Raw genomic sequence first — 19,885 nt, 5'->3', positions numbered from 1 at the left:
GTCGGCACGGGGTGGGTCACCAGCCGCGCTCGGCCAGGCGGTGCGGCACCGGGACGTCGTCCACGTTGATGCCGACCATCGCCTCGCCCAGGCCGCGGGAGACCTTCGCGATGACGTCCGGGTCGTCGTAGAAGGTGGTGGCCTTGACGATCGCCGCGGCGCGCTGCGCCGGGTTGCCCGACTTGAAGATGCCGGAGCCGACGAACACGCCCTCGGCGCCGAGCTGGCGCATCATCGCCGCGTCGGCGGGGGTGGCGATGCCGCCCGCGGTGAACAGCACGACCGGCAGCTTGCCGGCGCGGGCCACCTCGACCACGAGGTCGTACGGCGCCTGCAGCTCCTTGGCGGCGAGGAACAGCTCGTCCTCGGGCAGCGAGGACAGCCGGCGGATCTCGTCGCGGATGGTCCGCATGTGGGTGGTCGCGTTCGACACGTCGCCGGTGCCGGCCTCGCCCTTGGAGCGGATCATCGCCGCACCCTCGGTGATGCGGCGCAGCGCCTCGCCCAGGTTGGTCGCGCCGCAGACGAACGGCACGGTGAACTGCCACTTGTCGATGTGGTGCGCGTAGTCGGCCGGGGTGAGCACCTCGGACTCGTCGACGTAGTCCACGCCGAGGCTCTGCAGCACCTGCGCCTCGACGAAGTGGCCGATGCGGGCCTTCGCCATGACCGGGATCGACACCGTGCTGACGATGCCGTCGATGAGGTCCGGGTCGCTCATGCGCGCGACGCCGCCCTGGGCGCGGATGTCGGCGGGCACCCGCTCGAGCGCCATGACGGCGACCGCGCCGGCGTCCTCGGCGATCTTGGCCTGCTCGGCCGTGACGACGTCCATGATCACGCCGCCCTTGAGCATCTCCGCCATACCGCGCTTCACGCGGGCGGTGCCCACCGCGGGGACGTCGGTGCCGGTGGCGGGCTGGCTGGTGTCGGTGGTCACGGAGGTCCTCGCAGTTCGGCTCAGGGGAGTTTCCGGGTCCCATCGTAGTCGCGCCGGGCGGTGCGGCGGGCGGGCGTCCACGGGGCGCGCGCGGGCGCCGGGGCGACCGGCGGCGCGACCGGTGCCGGCCGTCAGGCGGCGGCCGGCGGCTGCCCGGGCCGGCCGAGCGCGGCGGGCCACGCGTCGTCCAGCTCGAGCGTCTGCGGCATCGGCGCGCGCCCGGCGAGCCGGAGCGTGCGGACCGCCCAGCCGCGGCGCATCCGCTGCGCCTGGGCCACGGCCTCGTTGTGGAACCGGCGCGCGAGCTGCACCCGGTACCAGGCGTCGCCGAGCGCGTCGATCAGCTCGGCCGCGCCGGGCTCCTCGCGCAGGGCGGCGACCTCCTCGGGGTCGTCCAGCGCCTCGCGCAGCGTCGCGGACAGCTCGGACTCGACCAGCCCGCGGTCGGCCGTGGCGGGGTCGACCTGCTCGGGCCCGCGCAGCTCGGCCGGCAGCCGCGCCATGCCCTGCGTCTGCGGGCTGCCGGCGGCGATCGACGCCCAGGACGCCTCGCCGACCAGCACCGAGCTGACCGGGTCGAGCACGCCCGACGCGGCCAGGGTGGACGCCGCCGACGCCCGGCGGAGCAGCTGGGTGTCCACGACGGCGCGGGACGCGGCGACCTTGCGGTGCAGCCGGTCGATGCGCGACGCCGCCACCCAGGACCACCAGAGCACGACGAGGAGCACGCCGACCACGAGGACAGCGGTCTCCGACCAGCTCATTCGTCACCCCGCAGCCGCCGCAGCGCCGTCCGGGCCCCGCGCCGCGAGGTGGGGTCCTCGCCCACGGGCGCGGCGCTGCCCTCGACCGCCATCTCGTACACCGTGAGCACCTGGTGCGTCACCGTCGACCAGTCGTACCGCGCCACCGCGGTCTCCCCCGCGGCGGCGATCCGCGCCCGCCCCTCGGCGTCGCCGAGCAGCCCGACCAGCACCCGCGCGAGGTCGGCCGAGTCGCCGGTGCGGAACAGCGCGCCGGCCTCGCCGTCGTCCAGCACCCGCCGGAACGCGCCGAGGTCGGACGCCAGCACCGCGGTGCCGGCGCTCATCGCCTCGACCAGCACGATGCCGAACGACTCCCCGCCGGTCTGCGGCGCGCAGTACACGTCCGCCGACGCCAGCAGGCGGGCCTTGTCCTCGTCGCTGATCCCGCCCAGGAACTCCACCGCGTCGGCGTCGTCGCCGATCAGCTCGCGGACCTCCTCGGGGCCGGTGTCGCCGCGGCCGGCGACCAGGAACCGCGCGCCCGGGAACGCCCGGCGCACCTCCGGCACGGCGCCGAGCAGCACGGGCAGGCCCTTGCGGGGCTCGTCCAGCCGGCCCAGGAACACGACGGTCGGCGCCTCGGGGGTGCCGACCCAGCGCTCGTCGGTCGGCGCCCCGGAGAACGCGTCCACGAACACGCCGTTCGGGATCACCACGGCGTCGCCGCCCAGGTGCTCGACCAGGGTGCGGCGCGCGTCCTCGGACACGGCGATCCGGGCGCCGATCTTCTCCAGCGACTGCCGCACCAGCGGGTAGGCGATCTGCAGCGAGCGGGACCGCACCAGCGACGAGTGGAACGTCGCGACGACGGGGCCGTCCGCGATCCACAGCGCGAGCATGCTCAGCGACGGCGTGGCCGGCTCGTGCAGGTGCAGCACGTCGAACTGGCCCGCCTCCAGCCAGCGGCGCACCTTCGCGGCGGTGAGCGGGCCGAACGCCAGCCGGGCGACCGAGCCGTTGTACCGGACCGGCACCGCCTTCCCCGCGGACGTCATGTAGTCCGGGATCGGGGTCTCGTCGTCGGCGGGGGCCAGCACGGACACGCTGTGCCCGCGGCCGATCAGCGCCTCGGCGAGGTCCCGGACGTGGAACTGCACGCCGCCGGGCACGTCGAAGGAGTACGGGCAGACGATGCCGACCCGCAGCGGCCGGGACGGGCCCGGGGGCAGGCCGGCGATCACCGGGCGGCTCCCCCGGCCTCCGCCGCGAGGGTCCGCGCGTACCGCTCGGGGTCGAGGTCGGCCACGAACACCTTCTGCAGCATGTGCCAGTCCTGCGGGGTGCGGGCGATGCCGCGGCCGAGGTCGTCGACCCACGCCTGGGTGAGCACGGCGACGCGGTCGGCCTTCGGCACGTCGTCCGGGACCGTCAGCAGGCGGCCGAACTCGATGACGACGCCCCACGCGGTCCCGGCGGCCCGGCGGCGCGCGCCGGTGAGCCGCTCGTAGGTGATCGTGGTGGCGCACAGCGGCGCGCCCGTCGCCACGGCCAGGGCGGCCGGGCCCGCGGCGACCCGCGCGCGCTCGCCGAACAGGTCGACCTCGACGCCGCGGGCGGTCAGGTCCCGGTCCGCGAGCAGCGGGATGAGACCCGGGCTGGGCTGCCGGGCGGTGCGGACCAGCTCGCGGAACACGCCGCCGCCCGCGCCGCCGTCCGAGAGCGGGATGATCTCCAGCCCGATGCCCTCCCGGAACGCGAGGAACTCCTGGAACAGCGCCTCCGGCTTCAGCCGCTCGGCGACGGTCACCGTGCGCCCGAGGTTCCGGGTGGCCCACGCGCCGGCGAGGTCCCAGTTGCCCAGGTGGCCCAGCGCCATGACGACCATGCGGCCCTCGTTCATCGTCGCGACGACCTCACCCGGGTCGACCAGCCGCACCCGCGCGTCGATCTGCTCCGGCTTCGCGCCGACCAGCGCGAACGACTCGCCGTAGTACCGCATGTACGACCGCATGCCGAGCAGGCTCAGCCGGCGGATCTCGTCCGGGCGGGCCTGGGGCCGGACCCGGCCGAGGTTCGCCTCGAGCTGCCGGACGCCCGCGCCGCGGAGCAGCCACACCACGTCGGCGACCAGCCGGAAGACGCCGCGCACCACCGGGTCGGGGACCTTGCCGACGACCCGCCACGCGAAGGCGAACAGCCGGGCGACGTCCACCTGCGGGCGCCTCACGCCGCCCCCAGCGCCTGGCGCCGGACCGTGAGCACGCGCTGCACGACCGTCACGAGCGACGCCACGGCCAGCAGCCCCAGCACCACGACGAGCACCGGCTCCGGCACGCCCACGCCGACCAGGGCGGTCGCGACCAGCACCGTCGCGAGCCGGTCGGCGCGCTCGGCGATGCCCACCGCGGCGGTCATCCCGAGCCCCTCGGCGCGGGCCCGGGCGTACGGCACGACCGCGCCGAGCACCAGGCACGCCAGCGCCAGGCCCGAGCCCCAGCCCGCCCAGGACGAGTCGCTGCCGTGCACGAACCACAGCACCAGGCCGGAGAAGATCGCCGCGTCGCCGAACCGGTCCAGCGTCGAGTCGAGGAACGCGCCCCACGGCCCGGACCGGCCGGCGCGCCGCGCCATGACCCCGTCCAGGCTGTCGGTCAGCGCGAACAGCGCGATCACCAGGCTCGCCGCCAGGAAGTGCCCCGCCGGGTACAGCCACAGCGCCGCCGCGACGACGGCGACGGTGCCGGTGATGGTCACGGCGTCCGGGGAGACGCCGCGCTTGAGCAGCGCGTCCGCCACCGGGGTGAAGAGCCGCGTCATGGCTCCCCGCAGTCCGTTCAGCACGGGCCGGTCATCCCTTCTGGTCGCCGGTGGCGACGTGGTCCGCGGGCCAGGCCGCCGCGAGGCGCGCCCGGGTGTCGTGCAGCAGCTCCGGCAGCGCCCGGGTGCGGCCGACGATCGGCAGGAAGTTGCTGTCGCCGGACCAGCGCGGCACGACGTGCTGGTGCAGGTGCGCCGCGATGCCCGCGCCCGCCACGGCCCCCTGGTTCATGCCCAGGTTGAAGCCGTGCGGGCCGCTGACCTCGCGCAGCACGCGCATCGCGGTGCGGGTCAGCTCCGCGACCTCGGCGACCTCGTCCGGCGTGAGGTCGGTGTAGTCGGCCACGTGCCGGTACGGGACCACCAGGACGTGGCCGCCGTTGTACGGGTAGAGGTTGAGCACGACGTAGGCGACCGCGCCGCGCGCGACGACCAGGCCGTCCTCGTCGGACAGCACGGGGATGCGGCAGAACGGGCAGCCGTCCCCCGCGGAGCCGTCGGCCGGCTTGTTCTCCCCGCCGATGTACGCCATCCGGTGCGGGGTCCACAGCCGGCCGAAGCCGTCGGGCACGCCCGGGAGAGCGGCGCCGTCCTCGGGCGCCGCCGCCCCCGGGGGCCGCGCGTCGTCGTGCTCGGTCACCGCGTCAGACCTGCGCGTGCTCGCGCACCGCGGCCACGACGCGCTGCACGGCCTCCGCCACCGGCACGCCGTTCTCCTGGCGGCCGTCCCGGTACCGGAACGACACCGCACCCGCCTCGGCGTCCTCCCCGCCCGCGATGAGCACGAACGGGATCTTCTGCGTGCTGGCGTTGCGGATCTTCTTGCCGAACCGGTCGCTGGACCGGTCGAGCTCGGCGCGGATGCCCTGGGCGCGCAGCTGGGCCACGACGTCCTCGAGGTACGGCTCGAACGGCTCGGCCACCGGCACCGCGAGCACCTGGACGGGTGCGAGCCAGGCCGGGAACGCGCCCGCGTAGTGCTCGGTGAGCACCGCGAAGAACCGCTCGATCGAGCCGAACAGCGCGCGGTGGATCATCACCGGGCGCTGCCGGGTGCCGTCGGCGGCGGTGTACTCCAGGTCGAACCGCTCGGGCAGGTTGAAGTCGAGCTGGATCGTCGACATCTGCCAGGTGCGGCCGATCGCGTCCTTCGCCTGGACGGAGATCTTCGGGCCGTAGAACGCGGCGCCGCCCGGGTCCGGGACCAGCTCGAGGCCGGACTCGGTCGCGACCTGGCGCAGCGTCTCGGTCGCCTCCTCCCAGGCCGCGTCCTCGCCGACCGACTTCTCCGGGTTCCGGGTGGACAGCTCCAGGTAGAAGTCGTCCAGGCCGTAGTCCTTGAGCAGGTCGAGGACGAAGGTGAGCAGGCTGGTCAGCTCGCCCTTCATCTGCTCGCGGGTGCAGTAGATGTGCGCGTCGTCCTGCGTGAAGCCGCGGGCGCGGGTCAGGCCGTGCACCACGCCGGACTTCTCGTACCGGTACACCGTGCCGAACTCGAACAGCCGCAGCGGCAGCTCGCGGTACGACCGACCCCGGGAGTCGAAGATCAGGTTGTGCATCGGGCAGTTCATCGGCTTGAGGTAGTAGTTCTGCCCCGCGCGCTTGATGTTGCCCTCGGCGTCCCGCTCCTCGTCCAGCTGCATCGGCGGGTACATCCCGTCCGCGTACCAGTCCAGGTGGCCCGAGATCTCGAACAGCTGCTGCTTGGTGATGTGCGGCGAGTTGACGAACGAGTAGCCCGCCTCGACGTGCTTGCGCCGGCTGTACTCCTCCATCTCCATCCGGATGATGCCGCCCTTGGGGTGGAACACCGCCAGGCCGGAGCCGATCTCGTCCGGGAACGAGAACAGGTCGAGCTCGGTGCCCAGCCGGCGGTGGTCGCGGCGCTCGGCCTCGGCCACGCGCTCCAGGTACGCCTTGAGCTCGTCCTTGGTCGGCCACGCCGTGCCGTAGATCCGCTGCAGCTGCGGGTTCTTCTCGCTCCCCCGCCAGTACGCGGCGGCCGAGCGGGTCAGCTGGAAGCCGTTGCCGAGCACCTTGGTGCTGGGCACGTGCGGGCCGCGGCACAGGTCCTGCCAGACGACCGTCTCGGTCTCCCGGCCCGCGCCGCGCACGTTCTGGTAGTAGGTCAGGCCGCCGGCGCCGACCTCGACCGACGCGCCCTCCCCCGCCGTCTCGGCGGTGGACTTGAGGCCGATCAGCTCGAGCTTGTACGGCTCGTCGGCGGCCAGCGCGCGCGCCTCGTCGTCCGTGACCTCGACCCGGCGGAAGGTCTGGTTCTCCTTGACGATCCGGGACATGACCTTCTCGAGGGCCTTCAGGTCCTCGGGGGTGAACGGGTCCTCGACGTCGAAGTCGTAGTAGAAGCCGTCGGTCACCGGCGGGCCGATGCCGAGCTTCGCCTTCGGGTTGACCTCCTGCACCGCCTGCGCGAGCACGTGGGCCGCCGAGTGGCGCAGCACGGCCAGGCCGTCCGGCGAGTCGACCGTGACGGCCTCGACGACCGCCCCGTCGGGCAGCGGGCGGGACAGGTCCCACAGGTCCCCGTCCACCCGCACGACGACCACGTCGCGGCGAGCGGCGAACAGGTCCGTGCCCGTGGTCCCCGCCTCGGCCGTGGTGCTGGTGCCGTCGACGGTGAGGGTGATGAGCTCGGACACTGCGGGGTCTCCTCCGGTCGGGCCCGCGCCTCGCGCGCGGGGTCCGGGTCGATGCTACCGACCGGTCACCCGGTGGCGTGGTCGCGGCACGACGAAGGCCCCGGTCCGCTGCGGGACCGGGGCCTTCGAGCCGGTGGGCGATACTGGGTTCGAACCAGTGACCTCTTCGGTGTGAACGAAGCGCGCTACCACTGCGCCAATCGCCCGGCAGACGAGAACATTACCCGACCCGGGGCGCGGATCCGAAATCGGCTCGGCGTCCCCGCTCCTGGAGCGGCACCTCCCGGGCGCCGGTCGCGCGCCGTCGGCCGCGGGTGCGACGGGGTGAGGCGTCCGGGTGGGTGAAGTTCGGCCCGGGACCTCCGTTCCTGGCGACCCGTGCGTCATGATGGTCTTCTCGCGAGACGTGTGTGAAGGAGGATGCGGTGGCCCAGCGCTCGTACGACGTCGTCGAGACCGTCGCCATGCAGCTCATCAGCTCCGATGCCAGCGTCCTGCCTGTCACCGCCGAGCTGTCCTACCGCGTGAGCGACCCCTACACGGTCCGCGCCGTGTTCACCTCGCCGCAGTCCACCTCCGTGTGGCTGCTCGGCCGCGAGCTGCTGCTCCAGGGCATGCTCGCCGACGCCGAGGACCCCGCCGGCTGCGGCGACGTCCAGGTGTGGCGTGACGAGGACCCGATGTTCACGCTGGTCTCGCTCACGGGCATCGAGGGCAGCGCGCTGCTCGCGTCCCCGTCCGAGCCCCTCGAGCGGTTCCTCACCGCCACCGAGCAGCTCGTCGCGCTCGGCACCGAGAGCGACCGCATGGAGGGCGAGATCGCCGCCCTCATCGCGGCGCTCCTCACCGCCTGACGGGTCCGACCTCGCGGACCCGGGCCTACGGGTCCAGGTCGTCGGCGGCGCGCGCCCGGAACAGCGAGGCGAGCGCGGCGGTGACCGGCCCCACCGCCACGGGCGCGCCCTCGACCACCTCGACGCCGACGACGCCGCGCAGCGACCCGGCCAGCGCCAGTCCGGCGCGGCCCGCGCGCACGTCGTCGACCACCCGCCACGGCAGCTCGTCCTCGCGCGCCTCGCGGACCGGCAGGCCGGCCTCCGCCGCCCACGCCAGCGCCAGCGCACGGGTGACGCCGGGCAGGCAGCCCGAGGACAGCGCGGGCGTGAGCAGCTCGCCGTGGACCTCCGCCAGCACGTTCGACGTCGTGCCCTCGCACAGCGCCCCGCGGGTGTTCGCGAGCAGCGCCTCGTCCCCGCCCGCGCGCACCGCCGCGGCCAGCGCGAGGACGTCCGCGGCGTAGGAGGTCGACTTGTGCCCGGCCAGCGGCGACCGCTCGTTGCGGACCCAGCGCGACCGGACGACGTGGGCCGGGCCGCGCACGGGCGCGGGGCCGGCGGCGACGACGAGGGCCGGGCCGGCGCCCGGGTCACCCGGCTCGCCCGGCTCGGCCGCCGGGGGCCCGGCGGTCACGGTGACGCGCAGCCGGCCCACCTCGGGCCCGCTCGCCGCCAGCACCGCCGCGACGGCCGCCCGGACCTCGGCGTCGTCGACCGGCGGCAGGCCGAGCGCGGCGCTCGAGGAGGCGAGCCGGTCCAGGTGCCGGGTGAGGGCGAACGCCCGGCCGCCGACCACCGCGCAGGTCTCGAACAGGCCCAGCCCGGTCGTGTAGCCCGGGTCGGTGCCCGCGACGACGGGCTCGCGCGGGTCGCGCAGCCGGCCGCCGGCCCACACGACGCTCGTCACGGCGGTCATCCTGCCACCGGCCCGCCGGACGCCAGGCCGACCAGCCGGCGCGCCTTCAGCTCCGTCTCCGCCCACTCCGCGTCCGGGTCGCTCCCCCAGGTGATCCCGGCGCCGGTGCCGAACCGCAGCACCCCGTCGCGCCAGACGAACGTGCGGATGCCGACCGCGAGCTCCGCGCGCACCGCCCCGTCGTCGGCGACCTCCACCCAGCCGACGGCGCCGCAGTACGGGCCGCGGGGCACCGGCTCCAGCCGGCGGATCAGGTCGAGCGCCGACGACTTCGGGGCGCCGGAGACCGACCCGGGCGGGAACGTCGCACCCAGCAGCCGCGCCCACAGGTCCGCTGCGTCCCGCACGTCGGCACGCAGCCGCCCGCGCACGGTCGACACCAGGTGCACCAGCCCGGGGTGCGCCTCGACGCCGAGCAGGGTCGTCACCTCGACCGTGCCCGGCTCGCAGACCCGCTGCAGGTCGTTGCGCACCAGGTCGGTGATCATCACGTTCTCGGCGCGGTCCTTGGCCGTCAGGCCGGCCGCGGTCGGTGCGGTGCCCTTGATCGGCGCGGACGTGACCCAGCCGTCCTCGACCCGGAGGTAGAGCTCGGGCGAGGCGGTGACCACCCAGACCGGCGGCACGGCTCCCCCGGCCGGCACGTGCACGCCCCCCGCGTACGGTGCCGGGTTGCCCGCGGCGAGGCGCGCGCCGAGGGCGCGGGCGTCCGGCTCGCGGCCCTCGCGCACCGGCAGCGGAGCGGACAGGACCCGGCAGAGGTTCGCCTGGTAGACGTCGCCCTCGCGGACCGCCGCGCGCACCGCGGCGACGGCGGCGACGTAGGCGGGCTCGTCGAGGGAGGTGGTCCAGGCGCCGGCGTCGGGGCCGCGCCAGCCGCCGCCGGGCGGGCGGTCCGGGGCCGGCTCGTCGTCCGGCGCGGCGGTCCGGAACCGCCACGCGGCGACCGGACCCTCGAAGTCGCCCACGAGCACCCAGGTCCCCGGGGCGCGCAGCCGGCCGGGCTCGCGCGCGACGTCGGCGACGTGCTCGACCGGGTCGCGGAGCACCCGCCCGCCGAACCAGGCGACGCCGGCGGCGGGGGCGGGCGGCGCCGCGAGGGCGTCGGGAGGAGTCACGGGGCCACGCTAGCCAGCCCGGGGACAGGGCTGCGCCGCGTCCGTGTGGCGCAGGTCGCACCGCGCGTCCGGGGGCGGCGAGGCGCCCGACGCCGCTGCTGAGGGGGCTGATCCGCGTCATCACGCGGGACTCCGGGCCCCTGGTCGGCCAATTGGACTCCCGCCTCGGAAGTCGGCTAATGTTCTCGACGCACCAGGAACGCCGGTGAGAACCGGTGGGACAGGCGCGCGGACGTGGCTCAGTGGTAGAGCATCACCTTGCCAAGGTGAGGGTCGCGGGTTCGAATCCCGTCGTCCGCTCGGAGGCAGACACTCCCGGCCGACCTTTCGGTCGCTGAGGACTGAGGTCTCAGGGTGGAGTGGCCGAGAGGCGAGGCAGCGGCCTGCAAAGCCGTATACGTGGGTTCGAATCCCATCTCCACCTCGTAGTAGCAACACCCGGGCGATTGGCGCAGCGGTAGCGCGCTTCCCTGACACGGAAGAGGTCACTGGTTCGATCCCAGTATCGCCCACCAGCACGAAGGCCCCAGGTCACCGACCTGGGGCCTTCGTCGTGCCCGGGGCTCGCCCGTCCGAGATGCCGCCGTCGCGGTTCCCTGCGAGCATCCGGCCATGGCCGCTCGATCCCGGGCGATGGTCGTCGTCGCCCTCGCCGCCCTGCCGCTGGCCGCCTGCACGCTGCCCGGTGACGCGCCCGCGGCGGCCGTCGCCGACTTCTACGCCGCCGTGGCCGACGGCGACGGGGCCGCCGCGTGCGCCGACCTGACCCCTGCGGTCGTGGCGGCGGTCGAGGAGGAGGCCGGGTCCTCCTGCGCGGACGCGCTCACCACGGGCGACCTCGGGGACGACCTGCAGGACCGCGCGCAGGGCACCACCGCACCGCGGGTGCGGGTCGCCGGCCGGCAGGCCCAGGCCGTGCTCGGGACCGACACCGTGTTCCTGAGCCGGTCCGGCTCCGGCTGGCTCATCACGGCCGCGGGCTGCACCCCGCGGCCGGAGCGTCCGTACGACTGCGAGGTGGCGGCATGAGGGCGCAGCGCATCCTGTTCGCCGCGACGCTGGCCGTCGTCGTGCTCGGTCTCGCCTACAGCGTCGTCATCGCCTGGTTGCACCGATGACCGCCCGGGGGCCGCGCGCGCTGCGGGAGAACGGCCTGAGCCTGTTCTTCGGGGCGATCTTCGTCGCGGCCGTCGCCGGGCAGGCGGTCAGCGGGCTCGCGCTCGTCAACCGCGAGCAGGTCGCCGCCGGGCTGGACCCCCTCACGGCCGGGCAGTACCTCACCTCGTCGGCCTTCCTGGTCGACCTGACCGAGAACTGGCAGTCCGAGTTCCTGCAGTTCCTGCTGTTCATCGGCGCGACCGTCTGGTTGCTGCAGCGCGGGTCGCCCGAGTCCAAGAACCTCGACTCGGCCGGTCGGGAGAGCGACGAGGAGCAGCGCGTCGGGGCGTACGCGGCTCCGTCGTCCCCATCCTGGGCGCGACGGCCCGGGTGGCGCCTCGGGCTCTACTCCCACTCGCTGGCGCTCGTCATGGGCGCGATCTTCCTCGGGTCCTGGCTCGCGCAGTCGCTCACCGGAGCCGTCGCGTACTCCGAGGAGCAGATGCGCGACCTGCAGGACCCGGTGACCTGGACCGAGTACCTCACGCTGCCGGACTTCTGGAGCCGGACGCTGCAGAACTGGCAGTCGGAGTTCCTCGCGGTGCTGTGCATGGTGGTCTTCGCCATCTTCCTGCGCGAGCGCGGCTCCCCCGAGTCCAAGCCCGTCGGCGCGCCGCACGGCGCCACCGGCGTCGAGTCCTGACCGGCCCGCCCGGTCACGCCCTCCCGGCGGCGGGCGGCTGCCGACCCGTCACCGGGGCGCGACCGCGGCCCGGAAGGCGGCGAGCGAGGCGGCCGAGCTGGCGATGCGCCAGTCCGTCTCCTTGTTCTCGTCGAACCAGACGAGGCCGGCGAGGTCGCCCTGGAGGGCCGCCCACCCGAACAGCTCCGTGACCCAGCGGGCCTTGTCGCCGCCCTTCTCCGTCGAGGCGGTCTCCGCGAGCAGCAGCGGCTTGCCCGGGGCGACGCGACGCAGCTCGGCCACGGTCGGGCCGAAGACCTGGGACGGGCTCTGCCAGACCGAGCCCCGGCGCGTGGTCCCCCAGTTGTAGCCGTCGACGCCGACGACGTCGACGTGCTGGGCGCCGGGGTAGACCGACGCGATCGGGGTCGACCCGGGGAACGACACGTTGGGCGACCACACGCGGACCACGCGGGTCGCCCCACGGCTGCGCAGGAGGTCGTGGACCCGGCGCCACACGGCGACGTACTGCCCCGCCGTGTTGCCGCCGACGCCCACCGCCCACGGGTAGCCGCCGGCGTTCATCTCGTGGGCGAACCGCAGGTGCACCGGCCCGCCGTACGCGGCGAGCGCATCCCCCCAGCGGCGGATCGTCGCGTCGTGGTCGCCGGCGAGGAACCGGGCGAGGGCGAACGCCTTCTGGTTCTTGCGCGCCGGGTCCCACGGCTCCCAGGTGAGGACCGGCACGGCCCCGGTGGCGGCCACGGCGGCGAGCTTGGCGGGGTCGGGCGCCTCCGTGAACGACGCGTACCAGAGCGCGTACGCCGGGGCCGCCCGCAGCGCCGCCGCGCGTGCCGACCACGCCGGTGCGTCGAACGGACCCCACGGGACGGTGAGCCCGAACGGGACCGGGCCGGTCCCGGCGGATGCGGGCGTGGCGGGCGAGAGGGCGAGCGCGGCGGCGCCCACCGTGGCGGCGGCCAGGAGCGACCGGCGGGAGATCGGCATGCCGCGGAGATCGGCGGCGGCGGCGCGCGGTTGACGGATCCTGAGCATCCGGACGCGGGGCCGCGGGCGAGGTCACCCCGCGGAGGTGATGCCGTCGTCGCGTGCCACCGCGACGGTGGTGCCAGCCGCCACGACCGCGCGGCCCCCCGGACGCAGGAGCCCGCCATGATCATCTTCCTGATCCGGGTGCTGATCTTCCTCGGGTCGTCGGCGCTGGGGCTGTGGGTGGCCTCGCTCCTGCTCGACGGGTTCCACCTGACCGCCGGCGGGTTCGTCGCCGCGGTGGTCGTGTTCACGGTGGCGCAGTCCGTGCTGTCGCCGTTCATCGCGATGATGGCGAACCGGTACGCCAGCGCGTTCCTCGGCGGGATCGGCCTGGTGTCCACGTTCGTGGCGCTGCTCATCGCCTCGACGTTCACCGGCGGCCTCACCGTCGACGGCGGGGCGGCGACCTGGATCGCCGCGGTGGTGATCGTGTGGCTGGTCACGGCGCTGGCGACGTGGGTGCTGCCGTTCCTGCTCCTGCGCAGGCGGCTCGAGGAGCGGCGGGCCGGAGGACCCCGGCCCGCGTGACGCCGAGCGGCTGCCCGACGGGCCGCCCGCCGTGTCCCCGGCGCCCCGTAGCCTCCTGGCGTGCAGATCCTCGACGACGGCGCGCTCGCCCTGAGCGCGAGCGACCTCGGCGCGGCGGCGGCGTGCCAGTTCGCGGTGGCCCGCGCTCTCGACGCCGCGCTCGGCCGCGGCCCGGCGGTCCCGCGCGCCGTCGACGCCACCGCCGCCCGCGCGGGCCGGCTGGGGGCGGAGCACGAGCGCCGCCTGCTCGACGCGCACGTCGCCGCGCTCGGCCCGTACGACCCGGCGACCGGTCGCGGCGTGCTGGTGCTGCCCCGGCCCGCGGACCGCACCGCCGCGGGGCTCGCGGCCGCGCACGACCGCACGCTGGCGCTGCTCCGCGCGGGCGTGGACGTGCTCGGCCAGGCCGCGCTGTTCGACGGGACGTTCACCGGGTACGCCGACTTCCTGGTGCGCGACCCCGGCCACCCCACGCCGCGGTACACCGTGGTGGACGCCAAGCTCGCGCGCCAGGAGCGGCCCGCCGCGCTGCTCCAGGTCGCCGCCTACGCGGACCAGCTCGCGGCCGCCGGCGTCGCGCTCACCGACCACGCGGAGCTCGTCCTCGGCGACGGCCGCACCACCCGGCACCGGCTGCGCGACCTGGTGCCCGTGTACCGGGACCGTCGCCGGCGGCTGCAGCGGCTGCTGGACGAGCACCGCGCCAGCGGCTCCCCCGCCGCCTGGGGCGGCCCCCGGTACCGGGCGTGCGGGCGCTGCCCGGTGTGCGCGCCGGAGCTCGAGGCGCGGCGGGACGTGCTGCTCGTCGCGGGGGTGCGCACGACGCAGGCCGCCCGGCTCCGGGAGGCGGGCGTGCGGACGATCGAGGACCTGGCCGCGCGGACCGAGCCGGTCGACGGCGTCGGGACCGGGACGCTCACGACGCTGCGGGCGCAGGCGGCGCTGCAGTCGCGGCAGGACCACGGGGACGGGTCGGTGCTGTTCGACGTGTTCGACCCCCGGCCGATCGGCGTGCTGCCCGCCCCGGACCCGGGCGACGTGTTCTTCGACTTCGAGGGCGACCCGCTGTACTCCGCCGGGGAGGTCGGCACCGACGGCCAGCCCGCGGCGTGGGGCCTGGAGTACCTGTTCGGGCTGGTCGAGTCCCCCGCGACCCCGGGGGCCGAGGCGCCGTTCCGGGCGTTCTGGGCGCACGACCGCGCGCAGGAGAAGCAGGCGCTGCTCGACTTCCTGGCGTACGTGCGCGAGCGCCGGGCCGCCCACCCGGGGATGCACGTCTACCACTACGCCCCGTACGAGAGGTCCGCCCTGCTGCGGCTCGCCGCGCGGCACGGGGTCGGCGAGGCCGACGTCGACGACCTGCTGCGCGCGGGCGTGCTCGTCGACCTGTACGCGACGGTGCGCGGGTCGCTCCGCACCGGGCAGCGGTCATCCTCCCTCAAGCAGCTCGAGCCGCTCTACATGCCGGGGCACCGCACCGGCGAGGTGACGACGGCCGGCGACTCGATCGACCAGTACGCGCGGGCGTGCGCGCTGCGGGACGCGGGCGACGACGCCGGGTGGCGCGCGGCGCTGGCCGCGATCGCCGACTACAACGCGTACGACTGCGCGTCGACGCGGCACCTGCGCGACTGGCTGCTCGCCCGCGCCGCGGACGTGGGCGTGCACCCGCGGCCGCCGGGGCCGCCCGCCGTGGCCGACGGGACGGGCGGCGCCGAGGGGACCGGCGACCCCGACGGGTCCGGTACGGCCGGCGGGACCGGCGACGGCGCCCCCGAGCACGACGCCCTGGTCGCCGCGCTCGCCGCCCACGCCGACGACCCGGCCCACCGCCCCGAGGGCGACGCCGGCCGCCGCACCCCGGACCAGCAGGCCGTCGCCCTGCTCGGCGCCGCCCTGGGCTACCACTGGCGCGAGCAGAAGCCGTTCTGGTGGGCGCACTACGACCGGCTCTCGTCGGACCCCGCGGACTGGACCGACCCGCGCTCCACGTTCGTCGCAGAGCGGGTCGAGGTCGTCACGGGCTGGCACACCCCGCCGCGCGCCCGCACGCAGCAGCGCGTCCTGCGGATGACCGGCCGCCTGGAGCCCGGCAGCGAGCTGCGCGCCGGGGCCACCTGCTTCGGGCTGTTCGACGACCCGGTGCCGGAGCACGCCCCGGTGCCGGAGCACGCGACCCGCGGCTGCGCGACGGGGTTCACCGTCGTGGAGGTCACCTCGGCGGGCGACGGTCCGTCCGCCCGCGACGAGCTGCTGGTCACCGAGCGGCTCCAGGCGGCGTGGGCGCCGCACGACCGGCTGCCGATGGGGCTGGGCCCCACCCCGCCGCCGCCGACCGCCACGATCGCGGCGGCCCTGCGCGCGCTCGCCGCGGGCGTCGTCGCCGGCCTGCCCGCCGTCCCGCACCAGCCCGCGCTCGACCTGGCGCGCCGGCTGCCGCCGCGCACCCGCTCGGGCCGGCCGCTCCCCGCGCCGGCCGAGCACCCGGACGGGATGGTCGGCGCGATCGCCGCCGCCCTGCGCGACCTGGACGGCTCGTACCTGGCCGTGCAGGGCCCGCCCGGGACCGGCAAGACCCACACCGGCTCGCACGTGATCGCCGCGCTGGTCGGGGAGGGCTGGCGGGTCGGGGTCGTCGCGCAGTCGCACGCGGTCGTGGAGAACCTGCTCGCGAAGGTCGTCGACGCGGGCGTGGACCCCGCCGCGGTCGGCAAGAAGCCCCGCCCCGGCGCGCCGGCCGCGACGCCGTGGACCGCGCTGAAGGACACCGGCGCCTTCGGCCGGTTCTTCGCGAGCCAGCGCGGCGGGTTCGTGGTCGGGGGCACCCTGTGGGACCTCACTCACCCCGAGCGGCTGCCCGACGGCGGGTTCGACCTGCTGGTGGTCGACGAGGCCGGCCAGTTCTCGCTCGCGAACACGTTCGCCGCGTCCGCGGGGGCGCGGAACCTGCTGCTGCTCGGCGACCCGCAGCAGCTCCCGCAGGTGTCCCAGGGCCACCACCCCGAGCCGGTGGACACCTCCGCGCTGGGCTGGCTGACCGACGGCCACGACACGCTGCCGGCGGAGCTCGGCTACTTCCTCGACGCCACCTGGCGGATGCACCCCGACCTGTGCGCCCCGGTGTCCGAGCTCGCGTACGAGGGGCGGCTGCACGCGGTGCCGTCCGCCGCCGCGCGGCACCTCGACGGCGTGCCGGCGGGCGTGCGGACGGTGCTGGTCGACCACGACGGCAACGCGGTGTCCAGCGTCGAGGAGGCGGAGCGGGTCGTCGCCGAGGTCCGCGCCGTGGTGGGCCGGACCTGGACCGAGGACGGCGTCGCGCGACCGCTGGCCCCGGCGGACGTCCTGGCGGTCGCCGCGTACAACGCCCAGGTGTGGACCCTGACCCGGGCGCTCGCTGCGGCCGGCCTCGACGGCGTGCGGGTGGGGACCGTCGACCGGTTCCAGGGCCAGGAGGCGCCGGTCGTGCTCGTGTCCCTCGCGGCGTCCACCCCCGAGGACGTGCCGCGCGGGATGGAGTTCCTGCTGTCGCGGAACCGGCTGAACGTCGCGCTGTCCCGCGGGAAGTGGGCCGCCGTGGTCGTCCGCTCGCCCCGGCTGACGGACTACCTCCCGGGCAGCCCGGCGCAGCTCGCGGAACTGGGGGCGTTCCTGCGCCTGGGCGCCGGGCGCGAGGTCGTGACGGCGGCGGCCGGCGCCCACCGGTGGGACGACGCGGGTGTCGGCCCCCGCGCCTAGCCTGGCCGCATGGACGTCCTCGCGTGGCTCCTCGACGGCGACCCGGCCATCCGCTGGCAGACGCTCCGCGACCTGACCGGCGCTCCGCCGGCCGAGGTCGCCGCCGAGCGCGCGCGGGTAGGTCGCGAGGGCTGGGGCGCCCGGCTGCTCGCCGCCCGCGACGCCGACGGCCTGTGGGCCGGCGGCGCGTGCTTCCCGGCCGGCTACCGCGGCGAGGGTCCGGGGCAGCCGTGGACCGCGACGATGCACTCGCTCCAGACGCCCGGGCTGCTCGGCCTCGACCCCGCGTCGCCCGAGGCCCGCGACGTGCGCACCCGGGTGGACCGGCACGGGCGCTGGGAGCACGCGGGCCAGCGGTACTTCGACGGCGAGGTCGAGCCGTGCATCAACGGCCGCACCGTCGAGGCCGGGGCCCTGCTCGGGGCCGACGTGTCCGGCGTCCTCGACCGGCTGCTCGGGGAGCAGCTCGAGGACGGCGGCTGGAACTGCGAGGCGGAGAACGGCTCCGTGCGGTCGTCGTTCGACACCACGGCCTGCGTGCTGGAGGGGCTGCTCGCGTACGAGCGGGCCGGCGGGGGCGCCGGTCCGGGCACCGGTCCCGACCAGGCCCGGGTCGCCGCCGCCCGCGCCGCCCGGCTGCGCGGGGAGGAGTACCTGCTCGCGCGGGGCCTGCTCCGCCGGCTCAGCACCGGCGAGGTCGTCGACCCCGCCTACCTCGACCTCGCGTTCCCGTTCTCCTGGCACTACGACGTGCTGCGGGCGCTCGACCACCTGCGTGCGACCGGCGCCCCGCCGGACCCCCGGACGGCCGAGGCGGTGGCGCACGTGCGGTCCCGGCGGCAGCCGGACGGGCGGTGGGCGCTCGACCGGGTGCACCCCGGCGCGGTGCACCTCGTGATGGACGGCGGGGTCGGCGAGCCGAACCGCTGGATCACGCTGCGTGCGCTGCGGGTGCTGGCCTGGGCGGACGGCGCCGACGGCGCGAGCGGAGCAGGCACCGGGCCCGGCGCCGGGAGTCTCACCCAGGCCGGGTGAGCCGGTCGGCGCTCCACCCGGGAGACAGTGACGTGCGGGCACACCGTGCCCGGACCCGGACCGGCGCGCCGCACGCCGCCGCACGAGGAGGACGAGCGATGACGACGTTCACGGCCTGGAAGTTCGACACCCCCGAGGGCGCCGAGCGCGCGCGGGGCGCCCTGCGCGACGCCCAGGGCGAGGGGATCGTCACCGTCGTGGACTCCGCGGTGGTGTCCTGGCCCGAGGGCGAGAAGCGCCCGGAGCTGCACCACCACCACGAGGGCGGCAAGCACGCGGCGGGCTGGGGCGCGCTGTGGGGCCTGCTGGTCGGCGGCCTGTTCTTCGTGCCGCTGCTCGGCGCCGCGGCGGGCGCGGGCATCGGTGCCCTGGCCAAGTCGGTCGAGGGCGTCGGGATCGACGAGAAGGACCTCATCAAGCTCCGCGACGAGACCACCGAGGGCACCTCGGTGCTGCTGGCGGTCACCCAGGACGGCGACCTCGACCGGCTCGGCGAGCGGTTCCACGGGCTGGGCTCCCGGCTCGTCGCCACGAACCTGACCGAGGCCGAGAAGAGCCTGCTGCTCGAGACCTTCGGCTGAGCGGCCCGCCGTGGCCGGCACCGAGGCGCTGACCCGGCCCCGGCTGGTCCGGCGCCGGGCGGGGCACCTGTACGGCCTGGTGGTGACCGGGTCGGTGCTCGCGGCCGCCCCCGAATCGATCGGGCTGGCGCGGCTGGCGCTCGCCCTGCTGGGCACGCTGCTCGTCTACTGGGCGGCGGAGAGCTACGCCCACTGGACCGCGACGCGGACCCTGCTGGGCCGCAGCCTGCACGGCGAGGAGCGGCGGGAGGTCGTCGCGGACGGCCTCCCGCTCGTCGCCGCGTGCCTGGTCCCCGTGGCGGTGCTGCTCGCGGAGGCGCTGCTGGGCGTCGCCCCGGGCACGGGGGTGCGGATCGCGCTGCTGACGAACACCGCGCTGCTCGTCGGGGTCGGCTGGCGGATGGCCACGTCCGGCGGCGTGCGGGGGTTCGCGCGCGTGGCGAACTCCGTGGGCGTCGGGCTGCTGGGCGTGGTGATGGTGGTGCTGAAGGAGGCGCTGCACCACTGAGCGGGTCAGCTCAGCAGCCCCAGCGACCGCCCGCGGGCGACGGCCGCCCGCCGCGTCTGCACGTCGAGCTTCCGGTAGAGCGACTTCAGGTGCGCCTTGACGGTGTTCACCGAGACGAACAGCTCCTCGGCGATCTCGGTGTTGCTCGCCATGCTCGGCAGGGCCGCGAGCACGCCCAGCTCGCGGTCGGTCAGCGGCACGGGCAGCGGCTCGGGCTCGGGCGCGGCCTCGGGCGTCCCGACGTGCGCCACCAGCGCCGCCGCGAGCGCGTCACCCCGCTCCGGGAGCACCCGCGCGAGGGCCGCGCGCCCCGCCCCGCCGGGGACGACGAACGGGCGGACCACCCGCTCCGTGCCGGCGACCGCGAGCGCCCGCCGGGCCAGGTCGTCCGCCAGGGTCGGGGCCCCTCGCTCCTCGGCGAGGTCGGCGAGGAGGAGGGTGGCCTCGGTCTGCGTCAGCGTCTCCCCCACGTCGGCGGCCCAGCCGGCGGCGACCCGGGCGTGCCGCACGGCGGTCGGCGCGTCCCCGCGGGCCCGCGCGCGGCGCGCCGCGACCAGGGCGTCGAGCGGGGAGGCGATCCGGGTGTCCGCCGGTCCCGCGGCGGTGTCGGCGCCGGTGAGCGCGGCGAG

At 76.1% G+C, this 19,885-nt stretch carries 19 protein-coding genes and 4 tRNA genes; 11 read left to right on the top strand and 12 right to left on the bottom strand.

What is annotated here, in order from left to right; translation table 11 throughout:
- Positions 1-16 precede the first annotated feature (16 nt).
- From pdxS to KVT14_RS14230, 8 genes are all read right to left on the bottom strand, one after another.
- On the bottom strand, positions 17-940 hold the full coding sequence (gene pdxS, locus KVT14_RS14265; RefSeq protein WP_217616275.1) for a pyridoxal 5'-phosphate synthase lyase subunit PdxS: 924 nt from the start codon (positions 938-940) through the stop codon (positions 17-19).
- A gap of 131 nt (positions 941-1,071) precedes the next feature.
- On the bottom strand, positions 1,072-1,704 hold the full coding sequence (locus tag KVT14_RS14260; RefSeq protein ID WP_217616274.1) for a hypothetical protein: 633 nt from the start codon (positions 1,702-1,704) through the stop codon (positions 1,072-1,074).
- Entirely contained in the window at positions 1,701-2,891 is a 1,191-nt protein-coding gene (locus tag KVT14_RS14255; RefSeq protein WP_217616290.1) for a glycosyltransferase family 4 protein, read from the bottom strand. The genes KVT14_RS14260 and KVT14_RS14255 overlap by 4 nt, the downstream gene beginning before the upstream one ends.
- A gap of 32 nt (positions 2,892-2,923) precedes the next feature.
- Positions 2,924-3,913, bottom strand: coding sequence for a phosphatidylinositol mannoside acyltransferase (locus KVT14_RS14250; RefSeq protein ID WP_217616273.1), 990 nt, complete (start codon positions 3,911-3,913; stop codon positions 2,924-2,926).
- On the bottom strand, positions 3,910-4,527 hold the full coding sequence (gene pgsA / locus KVT14_RS14245) for a phosphatidylinositol phosphate synthase (RefSeq protein WP_217616272.1): 618 nt from the start codon (positions 4,525-4,527) through the stop codon (positions 3,910-3,912). Before pgsA ends, KVT14_RS14250 begins: the two co-directional genes overlap by 4 nt.
- Before the next feature lie 7 nt (positions 4,528-4,534).
- A complete protein-coding gene (locus KVT14_RS14240; protein ID WP_308161082.1) occupies positions 4,535-5,074 on the bottom strand; it encodes an HIT domain-containing protein in 540 nt (179 codons plus the stop codon).
- 73 nt (positions 5,075-5,147) lie between these two features.
- Complete coding sequence (gene thrS, locus KVT14_RS14235) at positions 5,148-7,163, bottom strand: threonine--tRNA ligase (RefSeq protein WP_217616271.1); 2,016 nt, start codon at positions 7,161-7,163, stop codon at positions 5,148-5,150.
- A gap of 134 nt (positions 7,164-7,297) precedes the next feature.
- Positions 7,298-7,369, bottom strand: a tRNA-Val gene (locus KVT14_RS14230).
- Positions 7,370-7,588: 219 nt separating this feature from the next.
- Between KVT14_RS14230 and KVT14_RS14225 the strand changes: the two genes are divergently transcribed.
- On the top strand, positions 7,589-8,017 hold the full coding sequence (locus KVT14_RS14225; protein ID WP_154728987.1) for an SsgA family sporulation/cell division regulator: 429 nt from the start codon (positions 7,589-7,591) through the stop codon (positions 8,015-8,017).
- Between the two features lie 25 nt (positions 8,018-8,042).
- Here the strand turns inward: KVT14_RS14225 and KVT14_RS14220 are convergent, their stop codons facing one another.
- Entirely contained in the window at positions 8,043-8,915 is an 873-nt protein-coding gene (locus tag KVT14_RS14220) for an aminotransferase class IV (RefSeq protein ID WP_254630953.1), read from the bottom strand.
- Entirely contained in the window at positions 8,912-10,033 is a 1,122-nt protein-coding gene (locus KVT14_RS14215) for a chorismate-binding protein (RefSeq protein ID WP_217616269.1), read from the bottom strand. The genes KVT14_RS14220 and KVT14_RS14215 overlap by 4 nt, the downstream gene beginning before the upstream one ends.
- A gap of 228 nt (positions 10,034-10,261) precedes the next feature.
- Between KVT14_RS14215 and KVT14_RS14210 the strand changes: the two genes are divergently transcribed.
- The 5 genes from KVT14_RS14210 to KVT14_RS14190 all read left to right on the top strand — a co-directional run bounded on the left by KVT14_RS14210 (position 10,262) and on the right by KVT14_RS14190 (position 11,834).
- A tRNA-Gly gene (locus tag KVT14_RS14210) sits at positions 10,262-10,333 on the top strand.
- Positions 10,334-10,386: 53 nt separating this feature from the next.
- Positions 10,387-10,457, top strand: a tRNA-Cys gene (locus KVT14_RS14205).
- Between the two features lie 16 nt (positions 10,458-10,473).
- Positions 10,474-10,548, top strand: a tRNA-Val gene (locus KVT14_RS14200).
- Between the two features lie 97 nt (positions 10,549-10,645).
- Positions 10,646-11,062 (top strand): hypothetical protein, encoded by a 417-nt coding sequence (locus KVT14_RS14195; protein ID WP_217616268.1) that lies wholly within the window; start codon positions 10,646-10,648, stop codon positions 11,060-11,062.
- A gap of 85 nt (positions 11,063-11,147) precedes the next feature.
- Positions 11,148-11,834: a DUF6766 family protein gene (locus tag KVT14_RS14190; protein ID WP_217616267.1), complete on the top strand. Its 687-nt coding sequence runs from the start codon at positions 11,148-11,150 to the stop codon at positions 11,832-11,834.
- Positions 11,835-11,882: 48 nt separating this feature from the next.
- Here KVT14_RS14190 and KVT14_RS14185 read toward each other — a convergent pair whose 3' ends face one another.
- Positions 11,883-12,821: a glycoside hydrolase family 26 protein gene (locus KVT14_RS14185; protein ID WP_217616266.1), complete on the bottom strand. Its 939-nt coding sequence runs from the start codon at positions 12,819-12,821 to the stop codon at positions 11,883-11,885.
- Positions 12,822-12,986: 165 nt separating this feature from the next.
- On the opposite strand from KVT14_RS14185, the gene KVT14_RS14180 reads away from it, so the two are divergent.
- The 5 genes from KVT14_RS14180 (at position 12,987) to KVT14_RS14160 (ending at position 19,256) form a co-directional block, all read left to right on the top strand.
- On the top strand, positions 12,987-13,394 hold the full coding sequence (locus KVT14_RS14180; protein ID WP_217616265.1) for a phage holin family protein: 408 nt from the start codon (positions 12,987-12,989) through the stop codon (positions 13,392-13,394).
- A gap of 60 nt (positions 13,395-13,454) precedes the next feature.
- Positions 13,455-17,132 carry a bifunctional RecB family nuclease/DEAD/DEAH box helicase gene (locus KVT14_RS14175; RefSeq protein ID WP_217616264.1) on the top strand — a complete coding sequence of 1,226 codons (3,678 nt, stop codon included), beginning with the start codon at positions 13,455-13,457 and terminating at the stop codon, positions 17,130-17,132.
- Between the two features lie 9 nt (positions 17,133-17,141).
- Positions 17,142-18,167, top strand: a complete 1,026-nt coding sequence (locus KVT14_RS14170; RefSeq protein ID WP_217616263.1) for a hypothetical protein — start codon at positions 17,142-17,144, stop codon at positions 18,165-18,167.
- A 98-nt stretch (positions 18,168-18,265) separates the two neighbouring features.
- The gene (locus KVT14_RS14165) at positions 18,266-18,748 is read left to right on the top strand and encodes a DUF1269 domain-containing protein (RefSeq protein ID WP_217616262.1); all 483 of its coding nucleotides are present in this window, start codon (positions 18,266-18,268) and stop codon (positions 18,746-18,748) included.
- Positions 18,749-18,758: 10 nt separating this feature from the next.
- On the top strand, positions 18,759-19,256 hold the full coding sequence (locus tag KVT14_RS14160; RefSeq protein WP_217616261.1) for a hypothetical protein: 498 nt from the start codon (positions 18,759-18,761) through the stop codon (positions 19,254-19,256).
- 5 nt (positions 19,257-19,261) lie between these two features.
- On the opposite strand, the gene KVT14_RS14155 is transcribed toward KVT14_RS14160, so the two are convergent.
- Positions 19,262-19,885: helix-turn-helix domain-containing protein (locus KVT14_RS14155; protein ID WP_217616260.1), on the bottom strand; the 624-nt coding region annotated here is incomplete at its 5' end.

Source organism: Cellulomonas sp. GbtcB1, from assembly GCF_019091725.1.
Taxonomy (GTDB): domain Bacteria; phylum Actinomycetota; class Actinomycetes; order Actinomycetales; family Cellulomonadaceae; genus Cellulomonas.
Note: the sequence above shows the minus strand (reverse complement) of the source record. Positions and strands in the feature narration are given on the sequence as shown.

Bases quoted from the DNA above. Each gene is read 5' to 3' on its own strand.
- KVT14_RS14185 (WP_217616266.1), bottom strand. From the start codon at position 12,821: ATGCCGATCTCCCGCCGGTCGCTCCTGGCCGCCGCCACGGTGGGCGCC.
- KVT14_RS14190 (WP_217616267.1), top strand. From the start codon at position 11,148: ATGACCGCCCGGGGGCCGCGCGCGCTGCGGGAGAACGGCCTGAGCCTG.
- KVT14_RS14260 (WP_217616274.1), bottom strand. From the start codon at position 1,704: ATGAGCTGGTCGGAGACCGCTGTCCTCGTGGTCGGCGTGCTCCTCGTC.
- KVT14_RS14180 (WP_217616265.1), top strand. From the start codon at position 12,987: ATGATCATCTTCCTGATCCGGGTGCTGATCTTCCTCGGGTCGTCGGCG.
- KVT14_RS14165 (WP_217616262.1), top strand. From the start codon at position 18,266: ATGACGACGTTCACGGCCTGGAAGTTCGACACCCCCGAGGGCGCCGAG.
- KVT14_RS14195 (WP_217616268.1), top strand. From the start codon at position 10,646: ATGGCCGCTCGATCCCGGGCGATGGTCGTCGTCGCCCTCGCCGCCCTG.
- KVT14_RS14220 (WP_254630953.1), bottom strand. From the start codon at position 8,915: ATGACCGCCGTGACGAGCGTCGTGTGGGCCGGCGGCCGGCTGCGCGAC.
- KVT14_RS14170 (WP_217616263.1), top strand. From the start codon at position 17,142: ATGGACGTCCTCGCGTGGCTCCTCGACGGCGACCCGGCCATCCGCTGG.